Annotated in this window: 20 protein-coding genes; 6 read left to right on the top strand and 14 right to left on the bottom strand. The window is 57.7% G+C overall.

What is annotated here, in order from left to right; translation table 11 throughout:
* Window positions 1–67: 67 nt before the first annotated feature.
* The 6 genes from ACQG0T_RS11795 to ACQG0T_RS11770 all read right to left on the bottom strand — a co-directional run bounded on the left by ACQG0T_RS11795 (window position 68) and on the right by ACQG0T_RS11770 (window position 6,008).
* On the bottom strand, window positions 68–1,777 hold the full coding sequence (locus tag ACQG0T_RS11795) for an ABC-F family ATP-binding cassette domain-containing protein (protein ID WP_252051049.1): 1,710 nt from the start codon (window positions 1,775–1,777) through the stop codon (window positions 68–70).
* Window positions 1,778–2,119: 342 nt separating this feature from the next.
* On the bottom strand, window positions 2,120–3,817 hold the full coding sequence (locus ACQG0T_RS11790) for an NAD-dependent malic enzyme (RefSeq protein ID WP_006810704.1): 1,698 nt from the start codon (window positions 3,815–3,817) through the stop codon (window positions 2,120–2,122).
* 176 nt (window positions 3,818–3,993) lie between these two features.
* Window positions 3,994–4,131 carry a stationary-phase-induced ribosome-associated protein gene (gene sra, locus ACQG0T_RS11785; RefSeq protein WP_252051048.1) on the bottom strand — a complete coding sequence of 46 codons (138 nt, stop codon included), beginning with the start codon at window positions 4,129–4,131 and terminating at the stop codon, window positions 3,994–3,996.
* Window positions 4,132–4,226: 95 nt separating this feature from the next.
* Entirely contained in the window at window positions 4,227–4,442 is a 216-nt protein-coding gene (bdm, locus tag ACQG0T_RS11780) for a biofilm-dependent modulation protein (protein WP_015570485.1), read from the bottom strand.
* Window positions 4,443–4,583: 141 nt separating this feature from the next.
* Window positions 4,584–5,105, bottom strand: coding sequence for a VOC family protein (locus ACQG0T_RS11775; protein ID WP_017693390.1), 522 nt, complete (start codon window positions 5,103–5,105; stop codon window positions 4,584–4,586).
* Window positions 5,106–5,156: 51 nt separating this feature from the next.
* Window positions 5,157–6,008, bottom strand: a complete 852-nt coding sequence (locus ACQG0T_RS11770) for a Vmh family MBL fold metallo-hydrolase (RefSeq protein ID WP_045341022.1) — start codon at window positions 6,006–6,008, stop codon at window positions 5,157–5,159.
* Between the two features lie 111 nt (window positions 6,009–6,119).
* On the opposite strand from ACQG0T_RS11770, the gene ACQG0T_RS11765 reads away from it, so the two are divergent.
* Together ACQG0T_RS11765 and ACQG0T_RS11760 are read left to right on the top strand one after the other, a co-directional pair.
* The gene (locus ACQG0T_RS11765) at window positions 6,120–7,007 is read left to right on the top strand and encodes a LysR family transcriptional regulator (RefSeq protein ID WP_074147634.1); all 888 of its coding nucleotides are present in this window, start codon (window positions 6,120–6,122) and stop codon (window positions 7,005–7,007) included.
* Between the two features lie 69 nt (window positions 7,008–7,076).
* Window positions 7,077–7,505, top strand: coding sequence for an OsmC family protein (locus tag ACQG0T_RS11760; protein WP_003857069.1), 429 nt, complete (start codon window positions 7,077–7,079; stop codon window positions 7,503–7,505).
* A gap of 23 nt (window positions 7,506–7,528) precedes the next feature.
* On the opposite strand, the gene ACQG0T_RS11755 is transcribed toward ACQG0T_RS11760, so the two are convergent.
* On the bottom strand, window positions 7,529–8,434 hold the full coding sequence (locus tag ACQG0T_RS11755; protein ID WP_017693392.1) for a LysR family transcriptional regulator: 906 nt from the start codon (window positions 8,432–8,434) through the stop codon (window positions 7,529–7,531).
* A gap of 137 nt (window positions 8,435–8,571) precedes the next feature.
* On the opposite strand from ACQG0T_RS11755, the gene ACQG0T_RS11750 reads away from it, so the two are divergent.
* Complete coding sequence (locus tag ACQG0T_RS11750; RefSeq protein WP_003857073.1) at window positions 8,572–9,321, top strand: SDR family oxidoreductase; 750 nt, start codon at window positions 8,572–8,574, stop codon at window positions 9,319–9,321.
* Here the strand turns inward: ACQG0T_RS11750 and ACQG0T_RS11745 are convergent.
* Genes ACQG0T_RS11745 through ACQG0T_RS11715 form a run of 7 tightly spaced genes read right to left on the bottom strand, consistent with a single transcriptional unit; the run spans window position 9,318 to window position 16,146 of the window.
* Window positions 9,318–10,244, bottom strand: a complete 927-nt coding sequence (locus ACQG0T_RS11745; protein WP_015570491.1) for an oligopeptide/dipeptide ABC transporter ATP-binding protein — start codon at window positions 10,242–10,244, stop codon at window positions 9,318–9,320. The genes ACQG0T_RS11750 and ACQG0T_RS11745 overlap by 4 nt on opposite strands.
* A complete protein-coding gene (locus tag ACQG0T_RS11740; RefSeq protein ID WP_032669851.1) occupies window positions 10,237–11,223 on the bottom strand; it encodes an ABC transporter ATP-binding protein in 987 nt (328 codons plus the stop codon). The genes ACQG0T_RS11745 and ACQG0T_RS11740 overlap by 8 nt, the downstream gene beginning before the upstream one ends.
* Complete coding sequence (gene ddpC, locus ACQG0T_RS11735) at window positions 11,220–12,116, bottom strand: D,D-dipeptide ABC transporter permease (RefSeq protein ID WP_006810694.1); 897 nt, start codon at window positions 12,114–12,116, stop codon at window positions 11,220–11,222. Before ddpC ends, ACQG0T_RS11740 begins: the two co-directional genes overlap by 4 nt.
* Window positions 12,113–13,135 (bottom strand): ABC transporter permease, encoded by a 1,023-nt coding sequence (locus ACQG0T_RS11730; protein ID WP_003857077.1) that lies wholly within the window; start codon window positions 13,133–13,135, stop codon window positions 12,113–12,115. Before ACQG0T_RS11730 ends, ddpC begins: the two co-directional genes overlap by 4 nt.
* Window positions 13,136–13,158: 23 nt before the next feature.
* On the bottom strand, window positions 13,159–14,691 hold the full coding sequence (locus ACQG0T_RS11725; RefSeq protein ID WP_015570494.1) for an ABC transporter substrate-binding protein: 1,533 nt from the start codon (window positions 14,689–14,691) through the stop codon (window positions 13,159–13,161).
* Between the two features lie 15 nt (window positions 14,692–14,706).
* The gene (ddpX, locus tag ACQG0T_RS11720) at window positions 14,707–15,279 is read right to left on the bottom strand and encodes a D-alanyl-D-alanine dipeptidase (RefSeq protein ID WP_015570495.1); all 573 of its coding nucleotides are present in this window, start codon (window positions 15,277–15,279) and stop codon (window positions 14,707–14,709) included.
* A 12-nt stretch (window positions 15,280–15,291) separates the two neighbouring features.
* Window positions 15,292–16,146 (bottom strand): MurR/RpiR family transcriptional regulator, encoded by an 855-nt coding sequence (locus tag ACQG0T_RS11715; protein WP_003857080.1) that lies wholly within the window; start codon window positions 16,144–16,146, stop codon window positions 15,292–15,294.
* Window positions 16,147–16,413: 267 nt separating this feature from the next.
* Here ACQG0T_RS11715 and ACQG0T_RS11710 point away from each other — a divergent pair, with 267 nt between their 5' ends.
* The 3 genes from ACQG0T_RS11710 (at window position 16,414) to ACQG0T_RS11700 (ending at window position 20,173) form a co-directional block, all read left to right on the top strand.
* Window positions 16,414–17,889, top strand: coding sequence for an alpha/beta hydrolase (locus ACQG0T_RS11710; protein ID WP_252051046.1), 1,476 nt, complete (start codon window positions 16,414–16,416; stop codon window positions 17,887–17,889).
* Between the two features lie 87 nt (window positions 17,890–17,976).
* Complete coding sequence (locus ACQG0T_RS11705) at window positions 17,977–19,188, top strand: diguanylate phosphodiesterase (RefSeq protein WP_045341000.1); 1,212 nt, start codon at window positions 17,977–17,979, stop codon at window positions 19,186–19,188.
* A gap of 88 nt (window positions 19,189–19,276) precedes the next feature.
* The gene (locus ACQG0T_RS11700; RefSeq protein ID WP_063404294.1) at window positions 19,277–20,173 is read left to right on the top strand and encodes an aminoimidazole riboside kinase; all 897 of its coding nucleotides are present in this window, start codon (window positions 19,277–19,279) and stop codon (window positions 20,171–20,173) included.
* Window positions 20,174–20,216: the final 43 nt, after the last annotated feature.

The following is a 20,216-nucleotide window of genomic DNA, read 5'->3' as shown; positions in this document are numbered from 1 at the left end:
AAGGCTGTACCCCTCATAAATTGGGGTGAAAAACACTGGCCCGGCGACGCCACCGCCGGGCTCAGATTTACAGTTGCGCTTCTATCACCTTAATCTCTTTTCGCCATTGCGCCTGTAACTGCGGTTTTTGGTGTTTTGGCTTACGCGCCAAATCCTCTTCCAGCAGCGTTTCCAGGGCAACCAGGCGTTCGAGCAGATCGTCAGACGCTGAAGAGGGTGCCTTCAATGCGTTATTCGATGCCTCAGGTACAACCGGAGCGGTGTCCTCACGCAGACGCTCAAACACCGCCTCCGCATCGTGCCATTCGCTCAGCCTGCCGTCCTCAATCAGCCAGAAGCGGTTACAGCTCTGGCTAATTAACTGACGATCGTGGCTCACCAGCAGCACTCCGCCTTCAAACTGTTGCAGCGTTTCCGCCAGCGCCTCTTTGCCTTCCATGTCCAGGTGGTTGGTCGGTTCATCCAGCATCAGCAGGCTATAACGGGCAAGCGTCAGGCCGACGAACAGCAGGCGCGAACGTTCCCCGCCGCTCAGCGTACTGACTTTTTGCCCGTGACGCGCCCACGGGAACCCGGCACTGATGAGCGCCATTTTACGGGTCTGCGGATCTGGCGCGAAAGGCTCCAGCGCATCAAGCAGCGCCGCATCATCTGGCAACTGGTGCAGCGTCTGGTCGTAGTAGCCGGGTGAGACGCCCGGATGACGCTTAAGCCGCTCGTCCGCGATCTCGTCGCGAAAATGTCGCCAGATAAGCTTCAGCAGCGACGATTTTCCGCAGCCGTTACGACCCACAATCGCCACGCGATCGCCGCTCTTCAGCCGCGCGCTGTCGAGAGTAAACAGGTCTGGCAGACCCGGCGCCGGGGGGACGCCTAGGTGAGTCATTTCCAGCAGGCGGTCGGCGCGAAGCGCGTCCCCGCGCAGGGTTAAGGTCCACGGGCTTCCCGCCGTCAGTTCCGTCTGGGTCTCTTTCAGGCGTTCGACCTGTTTTTCCATCTGCTTAGCCTTACGGGAGAGATCTTCGTTGTCATAGACCTTGCCCCAGGTCGCGAGACGCCGTGCGCTGGCCGTGACGCGGTCGATCTCTTTTTGCTCTGCCTTATGGCGCAACGCATCGCTTTCGTCTTTTGCATCGAGCGCCAGACGGGCGGCAGTGCAGGGAAGGGCAAAGGCGTGCAGCGTTTTATCGCGCAGGATCCAGCTGCCGTTGGTTACCGCGTCCAGCAGTTGCCTGTCGTGTGAGACCAGCACAAAGCTGCCGGACCAGTTTTGTAGAAACTGCTCCAGCCACAGCAGGGTCGGCAGGTCAAGGTGGTTGCTCGGTTCGTCCAGAAGCAGCAGATCCGGATCGCTTATCAACGCTCGTGCCAGCAGCAACCGCGTATGCTGGCCGCCGCTCAGCGTGGCGGAGGTTAACGCCGTTTCCTGCGTCGTGAAGCCCATTCCGGCCAGCAGCGACTCGGCTTTCCAGCGCAAACTGTCGCGCTCACCGATCGGCAGCTGCGCCAGCACCGCATCCAGCATGGTCAGGGGATCAAGAGTCTCCGGCAGATGTTGTTCCACGCGCGCCAGCAGGCAATGCCCCGCCAGTGAAACGGTTCCGGCAGCAGGGGACTGCGTTCCGTCGAGGATTTTCAGCAGCGTACTTTTTCCGCAGCCGTTATCACCCAGCAGGCCGATGCGATCGCCTTTTTTCAACGTAAAGGAGAGAGAGTCGAAGAGCGTGCCGAACGCCGTATCAACGCGTAAAGAATGTGCAGTGAGTAAAGTGCTCATTGTTGCTTACCCAGGAGTTACAGGCATGTTTATGCCTCGTCAAACATCGCTGACGATAACTCAGTAAGCCCGAGAGAAGGGATTTCAGGGGTTGGTGTCTTCGCTCAAGCGGAAGTTATCGCAGCACGATACCGATAACGCTTGAGCTGGTGCGATCACCAAATGTATGTGAAACATTGAAAATTTCACAGTACAGCATAATTGGCCTCCTTATATATTCAGTAGGTTAATGGATGAAGGGAGTGTAGCGGGGGAAAATGGGTTTGGCTAGTGGGAGGTGCCGTATATTCCCCTCACCCAGCCCTCTCCCCTTTGAGGAGAGGGCTGGGTGAGGGGCAATGCTTAAATAGAAGTACGACGATAGCTACGGTATTCCGGCATCCAGAAATTATCGTCAATCGCCTGCTGCAACGCATCGGCAGAGGTTTTCACCGCGACGCCTTGCTGCTGCGCCATTTTGCCTACCGCGAAGGCAATTGCGCGGGACACTTTATGAATGTCTTTCAGCTCCGGCAGTACCAGGCCTTCACCGTTATTCACCAGCGGTGAGTGACCTGCCAGCGTTTCGCTCGCGGACATCAGCATTTCGTCGGTGATGCGTGACGCGCCGGAGGCGATAACCCCCAGACCAATACCCGGGAAGATATAGGAGTTATTGCACTGTGCGATGGGATAGAGTTTGTCCTTCCACAGCACCGGATCAAACGGGCTGCCGGTCGCGACCAGTGCCTTACCTTCTGTCCAGGCGATGATATCCTGCGGCGTTGCCTCCACGCGTGAAGTCGGGTTAGACAGCGGCATCACGATAGGGCGTTCGCAGTGCTTGTGCATCTCGCGAATAATCTCTTCCGTGAAGAGGCCGGTCTGCCCGGATACGCCGATCAGAATGTCCGGCTTCACGTTGCGCACCACGTCAAGAAGCGAGAGCACTTCGTTATCCGTATCCCAGTTTTTCAGGTTTTCACGCTTCTGCACCAGTTTGGTCTGGAACGGGAGCAGGTTTGGCATACCGTCGGTCAGCAGGCCAAAACGGTCCACCATAAAGACGCGGGAGCGAGCCAGCTCTTCGCTTAAGCCTTCGCGCTGGGTCTGGGCAATAATTTGCTCGGCGATGCCGCAGCCCGCGGAGCCTGCACCCAGGAAGACAATTTTCTGATAGCTGAGCTGGCTGCCTGCCGCACGGCTCGCGGCAATCAGCGTCCCCACGGTCACTGCCGCAGTGCCCTGAATGTCATCGTTGAACGAGCAGATCTCATCGCGGTAGCGGTTCAGCAGCGGCATGGCGTTTTTCTGTGCGAAGTCTTCGAACTGCAACAGCACGTCCGGCCAGCGGTGCTTCACGGCCTGGATGAAATCATCAACAAACTGATAGTACTCGTCGTCGGTAATGCGCGGGTGACGCCAGCCCATGTACAGCGGATCGTTCAGCAGTTGCTGGTTGTTGGTCCCCACGTCCAGCACAACCGGCAGCGTGTAGGCCGGGCTGATCCCGCCGCAGGCGGTATACAGCGAGAGCTTACCGATGGGGATCCCCATCCCACCAATGCCCTGGTCGCCAAGGCCCAGAATACGTTCGCCATCGGTTACCACGATCACCTTGATGTTGTGATTAGGCACGTTTTGCAGAATGTCGTCCATGTTGTGACGGTTCTGATAGGAGATGAACACGCCGCGGGAACGTCGGTAGATCTCTGAGAAGCGTTCACACGCCGCGCCGACGGTTGGGGTGTAAATGACGGGCATCATCTCTTCGAGATGGTTCTGCACCAGGCGGTAGAAGAGGGTTTCGTTCGTGTCCTGGATATTACGCAGGTAGATGTGCTTATCGATTTCGGTTTTAAAGCCCTGATACTGGATCCAGGCGCGTTCCGCCTGTTCTTCAATGGTTTCAACCACTTCAGGCAGCAGACCCAGCAGGTTAAAGCTGCTGCGCTCTTCCATGCTAAAGGCGCTGCCTTTGTTCAGAAGGGGAAACTCCAGTAAAACCGGACCGGCGTAAGGAATATAAAGGGAACGATGTTTTTTCAGTTTGTTGTCCATGTCACTCACTCTTTTTAAGAAGATCCGTCCCTGACACTGCTGTTTGTCATCTTTCTGGCCTGTGCTACGGGGTGCGGTCGGGCGGTATTATAAAGGAGCTAAATATTAATTACCGCAACACATAAACAAAAACACCACCGGGGTAACCGATGGTGTTGTGGATTTCGTACTGGAACTTACTTGCGTGCCTGACGTTTCCTGCCGGTGGCGTGGGTCACTTGCGTTTCGCTCCCCTCTTCAATAACCACTTTGCGCTGGTTAGAGAGCTTGTAGTTCAGTCCCAGAATGTGGCGTGCCTGACGGTTCGATTTCATATTAACTCCTCAATCCCGTTGATAGTTTTAAGGACAAGTTTGCTCACGCAAACGAAATGTAACCCCTTAGGTTGCAGATCCAGCTTAGCAGGTTTTTACAAAGGTGCATTTTGCCCGCTGACCACATAGTTGATGGTTTGCTGGTAGATGTCACTGAGGATGTCATTGTCTGTGGCTTCCACCCACCTGGTCAGTTCCATCAAAATGTCATCTTCGGTAACAACACCGTGCTCCGCCTGGAGACCCTGCGCAATCGCGTTAACGAGTTCGGGTTGTGCTGCTGTGGTATGTGCCGGGTAATAAGTAAACATGCTGCCTCCGTGTCGTTGTCTGTTTAATGTTACGGCGTGCAAAATCGTAATTCGCATTCAGATTGGCAAATATTTTCGCCGTTGTGGTTCAGATTCGTCCTGGAAATAAAAATATCATCTCCCGTAGCACAGAAATAAAATTCAGGGTTTCCAGCGGCGTAAATTTGTCGTTTTTTCATAAGGCATGGGCGTTGGCCAGGAAATCAACTCTACAATGCTGCCCCAGGGGGTTTGCCCATAGCAGAAAGCATTACCTTCACCTTGCTCATCCGGAAACGTGAGCGGCTTTGGCGCGGTAAACATCTCCCCGCCGGCAGCGGTGAAAGCGGCTATCGCCTTATCAAAATCATCAACATAAACAGCAAAATGCTGGAGGCCAAAGTCGCTGGCGCGGGCGGGCATTCCCTGTTCAGGGCCATGCATTTCGAAAAGTTCTATGCCGGGTCCGTGGGGCATGACGAGCATGCGAATGGCGTGAATTTTTGTGCCGGGAAATAATTTTAAGGTGTGCTGCTGGGCGGGCTGATCAATATTATCGGTTTGCGCATCGACAGAATGATATAAAACCTGGGCGTCGAAAGCGCGTTCAAAAAATAGGGTGGCTTTTTCAATGTCGGGCACCGTAATACCGATATGGTCGATGCCCCTTACTGAAGATGGCATAGTTAACTCCTGCTATAAAAAATTTAAATATAGCAGGAGATAATCAGGCTATTACCACTTCATTTCGCCGGTATTCACTTTGGCACTCAGTTCCAGCGAACTGGCTTCCGCCAGATTCGGCCACTGTTTTTTCATTGTGTTGATGACGCCGGTTGACGCTTTATCTGCCGTGAGGGCCTGTTCAAACTGCTGTAGATAGCGACGGGTAAAGTCGATAGCGCCGGTACCTGCTGGCGGTGTCCCCAGGTAGTGGCCCGGAATAACGTGTTCGGGCTTAAGGGCTGCCATGCTATCCAGCGTCTGCTGCCACTGTTTGCGGTTTTCCGGCGTTTGGGTATCTGCCGTCCAGACGTGAATGCCCCATGAGACGCCCGTGCCGCCGAGGATGGTTTTTGCGGATGGGATCCAGACATACGCCGCATAGCTCTCAGGCTCTTCAATATTCACTCTCTCACCGTCAATCATAAAGGTGGTTGAGGCAAGCACTTGCGGCACGTAGAGCTGCGTCGGCGCGCCGTCTTTCATCTGTGGCCCCCAGAAGGCGAGCTTCGCGTCTTTTGTGGCCTTGATATGGTCCACCACCTGTTGCGTGGCGACAACTTTGGCATTAGGGAAGGCTTTCACCAGCGGTTGCAGGCCGAAATAGAAATCCGGATCGCCGGAAGTGATCACGATTTTGTTCAGCGTTTTACCGCTGTGGCGAATTTTTTCTACCAGCGCTTCGCCATCTTTCACGCTGAACTGGGCGTCAAACAGTACCGCCTCTTTCGGGCCAGACACCAGGGTGGAAGAAACGGCAAAAATGCCTTTTTCCTGCGGGTTGTACGTATCAACGGTCAACGGCGCGGCAAAGACGGCCGGAGTGAAAAGGGTTGTCAGCAAAGCAAGGCGGACGATGGTCATGGTCATCTCTCTGTTCTTCAGGAAAGTCTCTATTGTACGGATCTCTTCATTTGCCAGAATTCCTGAAACAGGAGATGCTTAGTTTCATAAATCGAGCAAATGGAGGTCAAAATGGATCGCGTTATTGCCGCCCAGGTGTACAACCGCATCTGTGAGCTGGGGAGTTTAAGCGCGGCGGCGCGGGCGCTGGGGATCTCCCGTCCGATGGTGAGCCGTTATCTGGAGCAGATGGAGAAGTGGGCCGGGGCGCGGCTGGTGAACCGCTCCACCCGCAAGCTGACGCTGACGGCGGCAGGAGAGAAGGTCCTGCAAAAGACGCGTACGCTCTCGCAAATTTCTCAGGAAATTGAAGATCAGTCAGTGAAGGATTTACCCTCAGGCACGCTTCGCGTCGCCTGCGCGCATTTTACCGCGATGCAGATTATCGCTCCGGTGCTGCCCGATCTGTTGCAGCGTTACCCTCAGCTGCGCATTGAGCTGGATGTTAACAACCATCCGGTAAGCCTGGTGGGCGAGCGAATTGACGTGGCGATCCGCATCACCGATAACCCCGAACCGGGCATGATCGCCCGCCGACTGGGAGAGTGTCGGTCCGTACTTTGCGCTTCGCCGCACTACCTTGCCAGCCAGGGCGTTCCAGAGCAGCTGGAGGACTTAGCCCGGCACAACTGCCTGCATTACAGCTTTTTTGCCGGTCAGTCGTGGCGTTTTTTGACGCCCGAAGGGGAGCCGATCACGACGGCGGTCAGCGGCAATCTCAGCGCCAGCATCTCGTCACTGCTGATGGAGGCGGCGATAAACCACTGTGGTATTGCCATGCTGCCCGAGCGCGAGGCCGACGCGGCGCTAAGGCAGGGCAGCCTGGTGCCAGTGCTCAGCGCCTTTACGCCAAAACCAATCGGTATTTTTGGTATTTATCAGTCGCGAGACTATCAGCCTGCGGCGCAGCGTGTGTTCCTCGACGCGCTGGCAAACCACCTTGCCACGCGCTCGGACTAATCTGTCTTCCCTGCAAAATGGATTATGCGTCCTATACTTATCCCTTTGTAAGCCAAAAGGAGAGCAAGAATGACGATTCATAAGCACGGTTCAGCACACTGGTCTGGCGACATCAAACGCGGCAAAGGGACGGTCTCAACAGAAAGTGGCGTCCTTAACCAGCAACCTTACGGCTTTAACACCCGCTTCGAGGGCGAAAAAGGGACCAACCCGGAAGAGCTGATTGGCGCAGCGCACGCGGCCTGTTTCTCTATGGCCCTGTCGCTAATGTTGGGCGAAGCGGGTTATACCGCCGACTCCATCGATACCACGGCGGATGTCTCGCTGGATAAAACCGACAGTGGTTTTGCCATCAGCAAAGTGGCGCTGCAAAGCAAGGTGACGGTACCGGGTATCGATCCGCAGCAGTTCGACGGCATTATTCAGAAAGCGAAGGCGGGTTGTCCGGTGTCGCAGCTGTTGAAAGCCGAAATCACGCTGGATTACAAACTGAACTGATATCTGGCCGGGCAAATGCCCGGCTAACCTTTCACCGCCGCAGGGAAGACCTCGGCAAGCCACGCAATAAACACTCTCAGGCGATGTGTTAAATGCCGACTCTGTGGATAGACCACGTGAAAAGGATACGCCTTAGGACGCCAGTCGCTCAGGATCTCTACCAGCGCGCCCGTTTCCAGATGCGCTCTCGCAGCATAGCCAAACGTCTGAATAATCCCTAAACCCGCCAGCGCCGCGGCCAGGTGTGCGTTGCTTTCATTGACTCCAAGATGGTGCGGAACGCTGATCTCCAGCGGTTCACCCCGATCGAGGAACCGAAACGGGAATGCGCGTCCGGTAACGGGGGAAAGGTAGCTAATCAGCTTATGGCCGTTGCGCAGCTCCTGCGGATAGGCAGGGATGCCGTGAGTCTTAAGATAGCCCGGCGTCGCGCAGGCTATCATCCGGGCGTCACCGATATGCCGGGCGATAAGCGAAGAGTCATCCAGCGGGCCGCCGCGGATCACGCAGTCTACGTTTCCACTGATTAAGTCTACCGGACGGTCGGCTACCCCCAGGTTGATGCGCAGGTCCGGGTAGCGCTGAAAAAAATCCGGCAGCAGGGGGATCAACACGTCCCGGGCGGTTGACCCCCCCACGTCGATACGCAAATGGCCTTTAGGCGTGCAGCACGATGCGCGAAAGGCGGTATCAATGTCCTCTATATCGATTAATACCCGCAGCGCTTTCTCGTAGTATTCCATGCCTTCTGCCGTCGTGACCACCCGGCGCGTAGTACGATGCAGCAGCCGTGTTTCCAGGTGCGCTTCAAGTGATTTTACCAGCTTACTCAGCGTAGCTATCGGCATGTTCAGGGAGTCTGCCGCTCGGGTAAAGCTTCCGGATTCAACCACCCGCGTAAAGGCGCGCATTGCCATTAGCTGATCCACACAGATCTCCTCTGATTATTTCCTGCTGTGAAAATTCATTTTCATTTTTGCCCGTTTATCACGAATCCCGCAAGATCTAAAGTCTGCCTGACGCGGGCAAACGCTCCTCTTTTACATCACAACAGAAGGTTATGAGTATGAATACAACGCTTGCAGGAAAAATCGCTCTGGTGACCGGCGGCAGCACCGGTATTGGTCTCGCAACGGCACAGGAGCTGGCGGCGCAGGGAGCGAAGGTCTATATCACCGGACGTCGTCAGGCCGAACTGGATGCTGCGCGGGCAGACATTGGCGCCGCGGCGGTAGCTATCCGCGCGGACGTCTCCAGAATGGCCGATCTGGATGCGGTTTACGCGCAGATTGCTAAAGAAGAAGGACGGCTCGATATTCTGTTCGCCAACGCCGGGGGCGGCGACATGCTGCCGCTGGGCGCCATCACCGAGGAGCAGTTTGACCGGATTTTTGCCACCAACGTGCGCGGCGTGCTGTTTACCGTCCAGAAAGCGCTGCCGCTGCTCTCCTCTGGTTCATCCATTATCCTCACCGGATCGACGGTTTCAATTAAGGGGACGGCGAATTTTAGCGTCTACAGCGCCAGTAAAGCCGCCGTGCGTAACTTTGCCCGCTCCTGGGCGCTGGACTTACAGGGCCGCGGGATACGCGTCAACGTCGTCAGCCCTGGCCCCGTGAAAACGCCCGGTCTTGGCGATCTGGTTCCCGAAGAACAGCGTCAGGGATTATACGATGCGCTGGCGGCCCAGGTGCCGCTGGGTCGCCTGGGCGCGCCGGGCGAAGTCGGAAAAGCCGTGGCGTTTCTGGCGTCCGATGCCGCCAGCTTTATAAACGCCACGGAGCTGTTTGTCGATGGCGGGATGGCGCAAATCTAGCGGTTACGCCAGCAGCGTACGCTTCGGTCTCCGGCTGCGGGCTGAAGCGGCTGCGGCCGTTCGCATCCTTCAGCTGCCAGCGGGCAGCGGTCGCGGAAGTAGCAGCCATCGGGCAGGCGGCGATTACCGGGGAGATCGGTTTTGCGTAATGCCAGATCTTCGTCCAGCGGTTCTCCGGTACGGGGAACGGAGTCAAGCAGCAGCTGCGTATACGGATGCCGTGGCTTGCCCAGCACCTGGTCCGCCGGACCCAGCTCCACGATCTGCCCCAGATACATTACCGCCACCCGGTCGCTCATGTGCCGGACCACCGAGACGTTGTGCGAGATCAGCACGTAGGTCAGATTTCGCTGCTGTTGCAGGGCAACCAGCAAATTGAGGATCTGCGCCTGGACGGAAATATCCAGCGCGCTGGTGGGTTCATCCAGCACGATGATGTCCGGATCCGAAGAGAGCGCCCGGGCAATAGCGATGCGCTGGCGCTGTCCACCCGAAAACGCATGCGGCAGGCGGTCAAGATATTCCGCCCGAATGCCCACCTGCTGCGCCAGCGTCTCAGCCAGCTGACGACGCTCCCGTTCGCTGCGGCGTTGCTGTATCCACACCGGCTCGGTAATGATGCGCCAGACGGGTAAACGCGGGTCGAGGGACGAGAGCGGGTCCTGAAATACCATCTGCATACCGCCTGCCGCATTCGCGCGCTGACAGGCACCGGTACTCGGTTTGAGCATGCCCATCAGCAGCTGCGCCAGCGTGCTCTTTCCACAGCCGGATTCCCCCACAACGCCCAGCGTTTCGCCGCGATGGATCCGGAGATCCATGCCGTTGAGGGCGTGTACCTGCTCCGTCACGCGCCCCAGCCAGTTTTTGCGCGCAGGAAAATTCACATGCACGCTATCCAGTTCCAGCAGTACCTCAGACATGGCGTCTCTCCTGTTGTGGGTACCAGCAGGCAGCCTGCTGGCCTTCTGCGCCCGTGGAAATTAAGCGCGGCGTTTCGCTGCATTTCGCCCCGGCAGCAAAACAGCGTTCGCGAAAGGCACATCCGCACGGGAGGTGGCTGAGGTTAGGCACCGTGCCGGGAATGGCCGGGAGGATCTCGCGCGGTTCACCATTTTCCGGGGCACACCGCAGCAGGCCAATCGAATAGGGGTGCACAGGATGGTGGATCAAGGTCTGCGTGCTGCCGCTTTCGATCACGCTGCCCGCGTACATAACGTACATCCGGTCACAAAGCTGCGATACCACCGCCATATCGTGACTGATAAACAGCACCGACGTCCCGCTGGCGCGCGCTTTGTGTTTCAGCAGACGCAGCACCTGACGCTGAACGGTCACGTCCAGCGCGGTGGTCGGCTCATCGGCAATGATCAGCTCCGGCTCGCAGGAGAAGGCAAGGGCGATCATCACCCGCTGGCGCATGCCGCCGGAAAGCTCAAACGGATAGCGATCCATCACCTGTGCCGCATCCGGGATTTGCATCTCGCCCAGCAGGGCGATCGCCTTCTGCTGCGCGTCGCGGCGGGAAAGCGACTGATGCTGGCGGATCACCTCCACCATCTGCCTGCCAATCCGGCGCGTGGGGTTGAGCGCCGTCATCGGCTCCTGAAAAATCATCGCCACCCTGGCGCCGCGCCACTGACGAAGCTGTTTTTCCGACGCGTTCAGGACATCTTCACCGAGCAGCGTGACCCGTCCATGGTGAATATGGTAACTGCCTTCCGGCAGCAGGCGCATCGCCAGCATCGCGGTAACCGATTTTCCCGAGCCAGATTCGCCCACCACGCCGACAATTTCACCCCGGCCAATCTCCAGCGAGACGTGGTTGAGCGCGTGGACGTCACCGCGAAAAATGGGGAAGCTCAGGTGCAAATCTTCAATTGATAATACGGAATCACTCATGACTGCTTCCCTCCTGATTTGGGATCCAGCAGGTCGCGAAGACCATCGCCAAACAGATTAAACCCAACTGCCGTGATCAGAATTGCCGCCCCCGGAAACGCGCAGTACCACCACTGGTCAAGCACGTAGTTACGCCCCACGGCCACCATCGCGCCCCATTCGGCGGTGGGTTGCTGCGCGCCTAATCCAATAAAGCCCAGCGTGGCGGCCATCAGAATGGCGCTGCCGATATCCAGCGATGCCTGAACGATCAGCGGCGGCAGGGCGTTACGCAGGATATGCCAGCTGATCAGGTGCCAGCGCGATGCGCCAAAGGTGCGGGCGGCCTGTACGTAGGTAAACTGGCGCACCACCAGCGTTTGCCCGCGTGCCAGCCGCACGTAAAACGGAATGCGTACAATCGCAATCGCCAGCATTGCGTTAAACAGGCTTGGGCCGAGCGCGGCGGCTAGCGCCATCGTCAGCACCAGCGAGGGGATGGAGAGCATAATGTCCATGATACGCATAATGATGGCGTCGCCGCGCCCGCCGAGTACGCCGGACAAACAGCCGAGCAGAGAACCGATGCCGCCCGCAATCACCACCACCGCCAGCCCCGCCGTGATGGACTGCTGGCTGCCCACCAGCACGCGACTGAACAGATCCCGGCCTACCTCATCGGTGCCAAACCAGTGCTGGGCTGAAGGCGCCTGCAATCGCGCGGTCAGATCCAGCGCGTTCGGATCGTGCGGGACTATCCACGGCGAGACCACCATCATCAGCAGCATCACGATCATAATCACCCCGCCGATCAGCGTGAGCGGGCTTTTGCGTAACATCCAGAACAGCTTTGCCCAGTTGATGCGCTGTTTGGCGGTGCTGACGGGGACGGGCGTTTCCTGAGTTAACATCATTCGGCACCTCCGCGCCCGATTCGCGGGTCGATCCACAGATACAGCAGATCCACCACCAGATTGACGAAGACATAGGCCAGCGATACCACGACCGCGAAGCCCATGACGGCAGGGAAGTCCAGCGCCTGAATGGAGGTCACCACCCAGGCTCCCATTCCCGGCCAGGCAAACACGGTTTCGGTAAGGACTGCCCCATACAGCAGATCGCCCAGCGCCAGCCCGAGCACGGTAATGGAGGGGATCATGGCGTTGGGTAAGGCGTAGCGCAGCACGATGTACCAGCCCGGCAACCCGCTCGCGCGGGCGGTACGAATATAATCCTCGCTCAGCTGCTCCAGCATCGCGGAACGCACCTGACGCGCCACAATACCCAGATGCACAAAGGCCAGGGTCAGGGAGGGTAGAATCAGGTGCTGTAGGGCGTTGAAAAACACCTCGCCGTTGCCTTCCAGCAGGGCGTCCAGCAGATAAAAGCCGGTAACGTGGGCAGGCGGATCGAGCCAGTCGTCCAGCCTGCCGCCGCCGGGCAGAATTTGCAGTTGCCCGTAGAACAGAACGATTACCCCCAGTCCCAGCCAGAAGGCAGGCGTCGAGATGCCCGTCATCGCCATCAGTCGCACCAGGTGATCCAGCCAGCGGTTACGGTACACCGCCGATAAAATGCCCAGCGGTACGCCAATCACCAGCGCCAGCAGCAAAGAGCAGAAGGCCAGCTCCAGCGTGGCGGGGAAAAAGGCTTTCAAATCTTCCGCAACGGGGCGACCGGTACGAATGGAGGTGCCCAGATCGCCGTGCGCCAGCGCCTCTACATAGCGGCCAAACTGAATATAGAGCGGTTGATCCAGCCCCAGCTGCTGGCGGATGCCCTGCACGATTTCATCGCTGGCGCGGTCACCGGCCAGCAGGCGGGCCGGATCGCCGGGGATCAGGTGTGAAATAATAAAAGTAATAATACAGACACCGGCCACCACCAGGATTAACCCCCAGCAGCGCTGGCGCACGATGCTCCAGAACGTCATACACTTCCCCCCGGCGTGGGCCGTTACTTACTCATGGTGGCGATGTTAAAGACCTGCTCAAGCATCGGATTAAAGGTGAAGCCTTTGACCTCTTTGTTCATCGCCAGCTGGTAGTTCTTCTGGAACAGATAAACGTAAGCCGCCTCGTCAATCACCACTTTCTGCGCCTGCTGGTAATCTTTGGTGCGTTCCGCCTGATCGGTGGTTTTCAGTGCCGCCTGCAACAATGCATCGACCTCTTTGTTCTCATAGAATGAGCGGTTACCCGGCAGCCCTTTTTTGTCCGATTCGAACCAGTAGTTCATGAACATGTACGGGTCAGCGAAGTCCGGGCTCCAGTTACCAATCGCAATGTCATAATCACCTTTGCCGACGCGGTCGCGCATGGTGGCGTTCGCCAGTTTCTCGAGCTTGACGTTAATCCCCAGCTTGCCCAGGCTCGCCTGCGTGGAGAGGGCGATAGGCTCCCAGTTCGGGTCGTTATCGGAGTAGAGGAACGTCAGGCTGGCCGGTTTATCGTTGACTTTCTCCAGCGCCGCTTTGGCCTTAGCCTCGTCAAAGCTGTACTGCATGGCGTTCGTATCGAAGCCCCACATGCCCTCCGGGATCGGGCCGCGCATCTGCTTGCCGTTCCCGCTGAGAATGCCTTTCACCATCCCCTGATAATCGGTGGCCCAGGAGACCGCGCGGCGCAAATCCACCTGATTCATCGGAGGCTTACTGTTGTTCAGATAGAGGTAGGTCACCCGCAGGGACGGGTATTCCGCCACGGCCACTTTGCCTTCCTGCTTCAGAGCGGCAAGCTGATCCACCGGCAGGGCGTCGGCGATATCCAGATCGCCACGGGAAAGTTGCAGGCGACGCGAGGCGCTTTCACCGATAATCTTCACCGAGACGCGCTTGAAGTGCGGCTTTTCACCCGGCCAGTGTGGGTTGGGCACCATCACCAGCTGCTGACCTTTCCGCCAGCTTTTCAGCATAAACGGTCCGGAACCCGCGGTGTTTTGCGCCAGGAAACCGCGCGCGTCGTCGGCGGCATTGGCTTTCAGCACCGCCGGGTTGACGATCGACGCGCCGTCATTGGCCAGCGTGTAGAGGAACGGGGCGAACGGCTGGCTGAGGGTGAATTTCACCGTATGTTCATCCACCGCGTCCACTTTCAAATCTTTCGGGAACGCTTCGGAAGGTCCCTGATTAATTTTCAGCAGACGTTCAAACGACAGCTTGACCGCTTCGGCGGTCACCGGCGTGCCGTCGGAGAATTTTGCATTATCTGCCAGGGTGAACGTCCACTCTTTCTGGTCGTCAGACGCCTTCCAGCCCGTCGACAGATCGCCTTCCACCTCCGTGGTGCCAGGCTTGTATTTCACCAGACGCTGGTACGAGGGGTAGGTCACCGTCCAGTCGTTGTTATCGATAGTGACCGCCGGATCCAGCGTTTGCGGATCGGCAGCTTTCCCAATCACCAGCATATCTTTTGGCACCGCCGCCAGCGCGAGAGGGGCGCTCAGGGCGAGCGTAGCGGCAATCAGGGTTGTAAGCAGCGTAGTTTTCATGGCCGGGCTCCAGAATTAGAGTGAGTATGTGGTCGGATAACAGGCGAACTGGTCATCTAACAGCGGGTAGCTGGCGGCGTTCGGCAGTTCGAAATGCCACCACTCGCTGCTGATGCCCACAAAACCGCCGCCGTACATCACGGCGTTCAGGAGCAGACGATTTCGCTGCGCCTCGGGCGGAACGGAAGGGTGCCAGGCATGAGAACGGTCGTGCATTTCGTCAAACCCGGCGCCCATATCCAGCACGTTGTCGTGTTCATCCATCAGCGTGACGTCAATGGCGGTGCCCCGGCTGTGGTTAGAGCCAATTGCGACATCCACCACGTATTCCGGATTGGGGCAGGCATCCCAGAGTTGCGACTGCGCCTGCTGGGGGCGGTAGGCGTCGTAAACCACCAGCTTCAGACCGGCCAGCGCGGCGATGCTGATCGCTTTCGCCAGCGCGGTGGCGGCATCCGTATGCAACAGGCACGCGGCGTGCTGGTAGATCGGGCGGCCAGTGATGTTATCGGCGGTCGCGTATTTCAGATCGATATGCAGCGTGGGAAAGGTTTTCGCCACATCAATCAGTTGACTCTCTTCAGGCATAGCTCCGCTCCTTTAGCGTTCAAATTGACCAAACTCTTGCTGTAGTTGTCGGTTGATTGCCAGACGTTCCGGCAGCGCATCGCCCAGCGCCTCCACAACGCCCGACAGCAGCAGGTTGAAGAGACAGCTCACCGGCGCCAGCGAATCCCAGAAATGGCCGGTATCGGTCTTCACCTGGAGTAAATCAATCGGATAATCCCGCGCCCACGGGCACCAGATATCGGTGATCAGCGCCATCGCCAGGCCTTTTTCGCTCGCCACGCGGCAGTACTGGCGGGCAATGGCGGAGTAGGCGCGGGTATCCGTCAGCACGATATACGGGTTCGCAAAGCCGGAGTTAAGCGACTCCACCCAGCTACCGGAGAGCCCTTCGGAATAGCTCACCCGCGGGCGCAGATACTCAAGATGGCTGAAGAACGCATTGGCGATCCCGCGCGTGGACTGGATCCCCAGCACGAAGACGGCGTCGGCATGGGTAAGTTGCTGGACCACCTGCCTGAACGTTTCGCTTTGCGCCAGCTGGTAGACATGGGCAATGGCGTCCACCTCCAGCGACAGGGAGTGCTGTAGGCGATCCGACAGCGGCTGTTGCTGCTTCCAGGAGTCGAGACGCTCGTTAATGCCCCAGGGCTGGTGGGGATCGCGCAGGCTTTTTTTGGCGTCGTCCAGGTTGCGATAGCCCAGCTTGCGCAGAAAGCGTCCGACGGTGATCCCGCTGGTGGCCGTGGCCAGCGCCACGCTCTCTGCCGTTTCAAAGGGGATCTGCCCGACGTGCGCCAGCATCCAGCTTGCCACCCGCTTTTCGCTCGGGGTGAGCTGGCTAAAGGTCGCTTCGATACGGCTCAACACCTCAGGTTTGGTCGTCATACCGCCTCGCTGTTAACTGGCTGTCAAAGGCCGGGATTCTGTTACCGGATTAACAATGCAGGACGCGTGCCATGTTCACATTGCGGCGAAAACGCGCTGTGCAGCAAAGTTAATGCAATATTTGTTTAACAGATGCTCAACATTTGTGCAGCGTAGTTCACTTTTGGTGCAGTGTCCGGCCTGAGCGGTATCTATTTGGTGAATACGTCAGCCTCTTCACATTTTTTGGTAAGATGAACGCTCTGTGGATAAGGGAGGGAGCCTAACATGGCGAATTTGCCCTGGCGGGTCAGCGTGCGCCTGATGGCTCTCGCAAAAAAAATAGCGATGGTCATCGGGATCATTGTGCTCGTGCTGCTGGCGGTGCGGGTTTATCTTTCGCAGCAGGGGCCGGCCCTGCATCACTGGCACACCTGGCGGGCTGACGAAATGTCCGTGCAGGAGATGGATAACGCGACCTTCGCAGCGTATGTCGCGCGGGAAAACGCCATCTTCACCGCTCTCGACGCTGAGGTGACGGCGAATGTCACACCCGCAGAGCGCACGCCGCTGAACCGTTATTACCGCCAGAGCCTGGTGTGGCCAGGACACTTTTCCCCGGATGCAAATCGGTCGTTCGTGCTGATGCCTGCCGGAAAGCCGCGCGGGTCGGTGGTATTGCTGCACGGTCTGACGGACTCGCCCTACAGCGTCAGGCATCTGGCAGAGAATTATCAACAGCACGGCTTTGTGGCCGTAGTGCCTCGTTTGCCCGGACACGGCACGGCGCCGGGTGCCCTGACAGACGTTGACTGGGAGGCGTGGCTGGCCGCATCGCGCCTTGCGGTTCGTGAAGCGACACGCCTGACGGGGAACGATCTCCCCCTGCATCTGGTGGGCTACTCCAACGGCGGGGCGCTGGCGATGAAATACGCCCTCGACGCTCTTGATGCGCCTGAACTGCGTAAACCTCAGCAGATCGTTTTGCTCTCACCGATGATTGGCGTCACGGCGTTTGCGCGCTTTGCCGGATTCGCCGGGCTACCGGCTATGTTACCGGCGTTTGCCAAAGCCGCGTGGCTCAACATTTCGCCGGAATATAATCCTTATAAATACAATTCGTTCCCGGTGAATGCAGCACGTCAGTCCTGGCTGCTTACCCAGGCGCTGCATGAGCAGATAAACCGCGATGTTCATGATCACAAACTGGCGCAGCTTCCGCCGGTACTGGCGTTTCAGTCGGTCATGGATTCAACGGTCAGTACCCGCGCCGTGGTTAGCGGGCTGTTTGACCAGCTTCCGGCAAACGGCAGCGAACTGGTGGTTTTTGATATCAACCAGGCCGGGAGTTTTCGTCCACTGTTCAGGCCATCATCCTGGACGGCGGTGGCTGACCTGCTGCCCAAGGCAAAAAGACGTTACAGTGTCACAATTGTGACCAATGCCAGCCCCGACAGGTTTGATATGGTGGCAAAGACGACGCCAGCGGGTAGCACCCGGGAAACGGTGATGCCGCTGTCGGTCGCGTATCCGCAGGAGGTTTATTCCCTGTCGCATGTTGCTATTCCGTTCCCGCCTGATGACGATCTGTATGGCCGCCATCCTGAGGTGAAAAACCACTACGGTATCAGCCTGGGGACGATAGCCCTGTGGGGAGAAACATCGGTTCTGAGTGTCGGCAAAGATGCGCTGATGCGCGTGACGTCGAATCCGTTCTACGATTATATGCAGACGCGGATCGACAGCCGTATCGGGGAGAATTAAGCCCGACGTGGAATAGATTAGGTCACACCGGGGAACTGTGTTAAATAGTACCGTTCAGGCGTATACCCCATACCGGACCCCGTTTCTGTGCTGACAACTCTTATTTATCGAAGCCAGCTGAGCTTAACCTGCACCTCCGCAGCGTTAAGCGCGCTGGTTGAACAGGCCAGGATCCGTAATACGGAGCAGGGCATCTCAGGCATTCTTCTCTCCCGTGGACGTGACGTTCTGCAAATTCTCGAAGGCACGGAACAGAGCGTCGTCGCGCTTTTTAACACCATCCGTGCGGATGACCGGCATACCGGCGTGGTGGAGCTGATGCGCGATTACGGCCCGCGCAGACGTTTCGAAGACGTGGGAATGCTGCTGTTTGACCTGGATGTTCAGACCCCGAAAGCGGTTCTGGCGTCGGTTCTGCATTACAGCAAGCTGGAAAGCTATCTGACTTCTGAGGATCGGGTCTTCAAATTTATTCAGACCTTTATCACCGGCAAAACCGCTATCCCACCCGCTTCGGACTATGAGCCTGATAAATGGACGCTTTCGCGAGAGCGCGCGCCGTTTGGTAAAGGGTTAGGTCTGCTGGCGGGACAGCCCTGCCAGTTTGCGCTGCAACCCATTGTCGAGCCGTCCGAAGGCAAAATCAGTTCTCTCGAAGCGCTTATACGCGGAAACGACGGCGGCAGCCCGGAGCATTTCTTCCGTAGTCTCGATCGTGAACAGATTTACGAAGTCGACCTGCAAACCAAAGCCTGGACCTTTGCGCTGGCGCAAAAGCTCGGCATCGGCAGCCACAAACTGGCGGTGAACCTGCTGCCAATGTCGCTGGTTAACGTGCCGGGCGCGGTAGAGTTCCTGGTAACGCAGATCAAAAAGCACAATCTACAGCCAGAGCAGGTGATCATTGAAGTCACTGAGAACGAGATGATCTCTGGCTTCAACCAGTTTAACAGCGCCATTAAACAGCTGCGCGCGGAAGGGGTTGGGCTGGCGATAGATGATTTTGGTTCCGGCTATGCTGGTCTTTCACTGCTCACCCGGTTTCAGCCGGATAAGCTCAAAATCGACAGAGAGATCGTCAGCGATATCCACCTGAGCGGGCCCAAGCAGGCGATTGTGAAGTCGATAATCAGCTGCTGCACCGATCTGGAGATTACGCTGGTCGCAGAAGGCATTGAGAAGATAGAAGAGTGGTGCTGGCTTGAATCCGCCGGTATTCGCCGCTTCCAGGGCTTTTTGTTCGCCCGCCCGCAGCTCAATGGCGTGGGTGATATTCTCTGGCCCCATCGGGTGGGTTAAGCAAATTTTCCCTCGCCATATTTCCCCGACACCCTGCCTGTGCTTAAATAGCTAAACCGGTTTAACACGATTTAGCTAAGAAGGTGATATGGAGACGATCTGGGTACTTGGCGATGCAGTGGTGGATCTGTTGCCCGACGGAGAGGGCAAACTGCTGCAATGTCCTGGCGGCGCACCGGCCAATGTCGCGGTAGGGGTTGCGCGTCTGGGCGGCAGAAGCGCCTTTATAGGCCGGGTGGGCGACGACCCCTTCGGGCGTTTTATGCAAAAAAAGCTTGCGTATGAGCAGGTTAATACAGAATGGCTGCGCCTGGACCCGCAGCATCGCACCTCCACGGTGGTGGTGGATCTCGATAACGACGGTGAACGTTCCTTTACCTTTATGGTTCGCCCGAGCGCTGATTTATTCCTCGACTCTGCCGATCTCCCGCCATTCCGCGCCGGGGAGTGGCTGCACGTCTGCTCTATCGCGCTCAGCGCCGAACCCAGCCGTTCCGCGACGTTTCAGGCGATGTCCGCTATCAGACTGGCGGGGGGATTCGTCAGCTTTGACCCCAATATCCGCGCCGATCTCTGGCACGATGAAGTCGAGCTGCGTCAGTGCCTTGAGCGGGCATTAGCCTGTGCAGATGTGGTGAAAATCTCGGTGGAAGAACTGGCGTTCTTAACCGGAAATGCGCAGGTCCATGAGGGGCTGGCGGCGCTGATGCGCACCTGTCCGGCCAGGCTGGTGCTGGTGACACAGGGAAAAGAGGGCGTCACCGCCTGGCAGAAAGGCGCGTTGACGCACTATCCTGCATCACCCGTGGAATGCATTGATACCACCGGCGCGGGGGATGCTTTCGTCGCCGGGCTGCTGTTCGGTCTGGCTCGTGATGGCCAGGCCCGTCTTTCAGAGGTCATCACGCTGGCGCAGCGCTGTGGGGCGCTGGCGACAACCGCAAAAGGGGCAATGACCGCGCTGCCTTATCATCACGAACTGTAATTCACCTCTCCAGGCCTCCGGTCGGCGGCCTGAATTGTCGCCT

Origin of the sequence: Enterobacter cloacae complex sp. 302F9 (genome assembly GCF_050030335.1) — a bacterium.
GTDB lineage: Bacteria > Pseudomonadota > Gammaproteobacteria > Enterobacterales > Enterobacteriaceae > Enterobacter > Enterobacter hormaechei_C.
This window is presented reverse-complemented; position numbering and strand designations above follow the sequence as displayed.

Excerpts from the sequence above, each read along its gene's own strand:
- ACQG0T_RS11795 (WP_252051049.1), bottom strand. The coding sequence starts at position 1,777 with ATGAGCACTTTACTCACTGCACATTCTTTACGCGTTGATACGGCGTTC.
- ACQG0T_RS11790 (WP_006810704.1), bottom strand. The coding sequence starts at position 3,817 with ATGGACAACAAACTGAAAAAACATCGTTCCCTTTATATTCCTTACGCC.
- sra (WP_252051048.1), bottom strand. The coding sequence starts at position 4,131 with ATGAAATCGAACCGTCAGGCACGCCACATTCTGGGACTGAACTACAAG.
- bdm (WP_015570485.1), bottom strand. The coding sequence starts at position 4,442 with ATGTTTACTTATTACCCGGCACATACCACAGCAGCACAACCCGAACTC.
- ACQG0T_RS11775 (WP_017693390.1), bottom strand. The coding sequence starts at position 5,105 with ATGCCATCTTCAGTAAGGGGCATCGACCATATCGGTATTACGGTGCCC.
- ACQG0T_RS11770 (WP_045341022.1), bottom strand. The coding sequence starts at position 6,008 with ATGACCATCGTCCGCCTTGCTTTGCTGACAACCCTTTTCACTCCGGCC.
- ACQG0T_RS11765 (WP_074147634.1), top strand. The coding sequence starts at position 6,120 with ATGGATCGCGTTATTGCCGCCCAGGTGTACAACCGCATCTGTGAGCTG.
- ACQG0T_RS11760 (WP_003857069.1), top strand. The coding sequence starts at position 7,077 with ATGACGATTCATAAGCACGGTTCAGCACACTGGTCTGGCGACATCAAA.
- ACQG0T_RS11750 (WP_003857073.1), top strand. The coding sequence starts at position 8,572 with ATGAATACAACGCTTGCAGGAAAAATCGCTCTGGTGACCGGCGGCAGC.
- ACQG0T_RS11745 (WP_015570491.1), bottom strand. The coding sequence starts at position 10,244 with ATGTCTGAGGTACTGCTGGAACTGGATAGCGTGCATGTGAATTTTCCT.
- ACQG0T_RS11740 (WP_032669851.1), bottom strand. The coding sequence starts at position 11,223 with ATGAGTGATTCCGTATTATCAATTGAAGATTTGCACCTGAGCTTCCCC.
- ddpC (WP_006810694.1), bottom strand. The coding sequence starts at position 12,116 with ATGATGTTAACTCAGGAAACGCCCGTCCCCGTCAGCACCGCCAAACAG.
- ACQG0T_RS11730 (WP_003857077.1), bottom strand. The coding sequence starts at position 13,135 with ATGACGTTCTGGAGCATCGTGCGCCAGCGCTGCTGGGGGTTAATCCTG.
- ACQG0T_RS11725 (WP_015570494.1), bottom strand. The coding sequence starts at position 14,691 with ATGAAAACTACGCTGCTTACAACCCTGATTGCCGCTACGCTCGCCCTG.
- ddpX (WP_015570495.1), bottom strand. The coding sequence starts at position 15,279 with ATGCCTGAAGAGAGTCAACTGATTGATGTGGCGAAAACCTTTCCCACG.
- ACQG0T_RS11715 (WP_003857080.1), bottom strand. The coding sequence starts at position 16,146 with ATGACGACCAAACCTGAGGTGTTGAGCCGTATCGAAGCGACCTTTAGC.
- ACQG0T_RS11710 (WP_252051046.1), top strand. The coding sequence starts at position 16,414 with ATGGCGAATTTGCCCTGGCGGGTCAGCGTGCGCCTGATGGCTCTCGCA.
- ACQG0T_RS11700 (WP_063404294.1), top strand. The coding sequence starts at position 19,277 with ATGGAGACGATCTGGGTACTTGGCGATGCAGTGGTGGATCTGTTGCCC.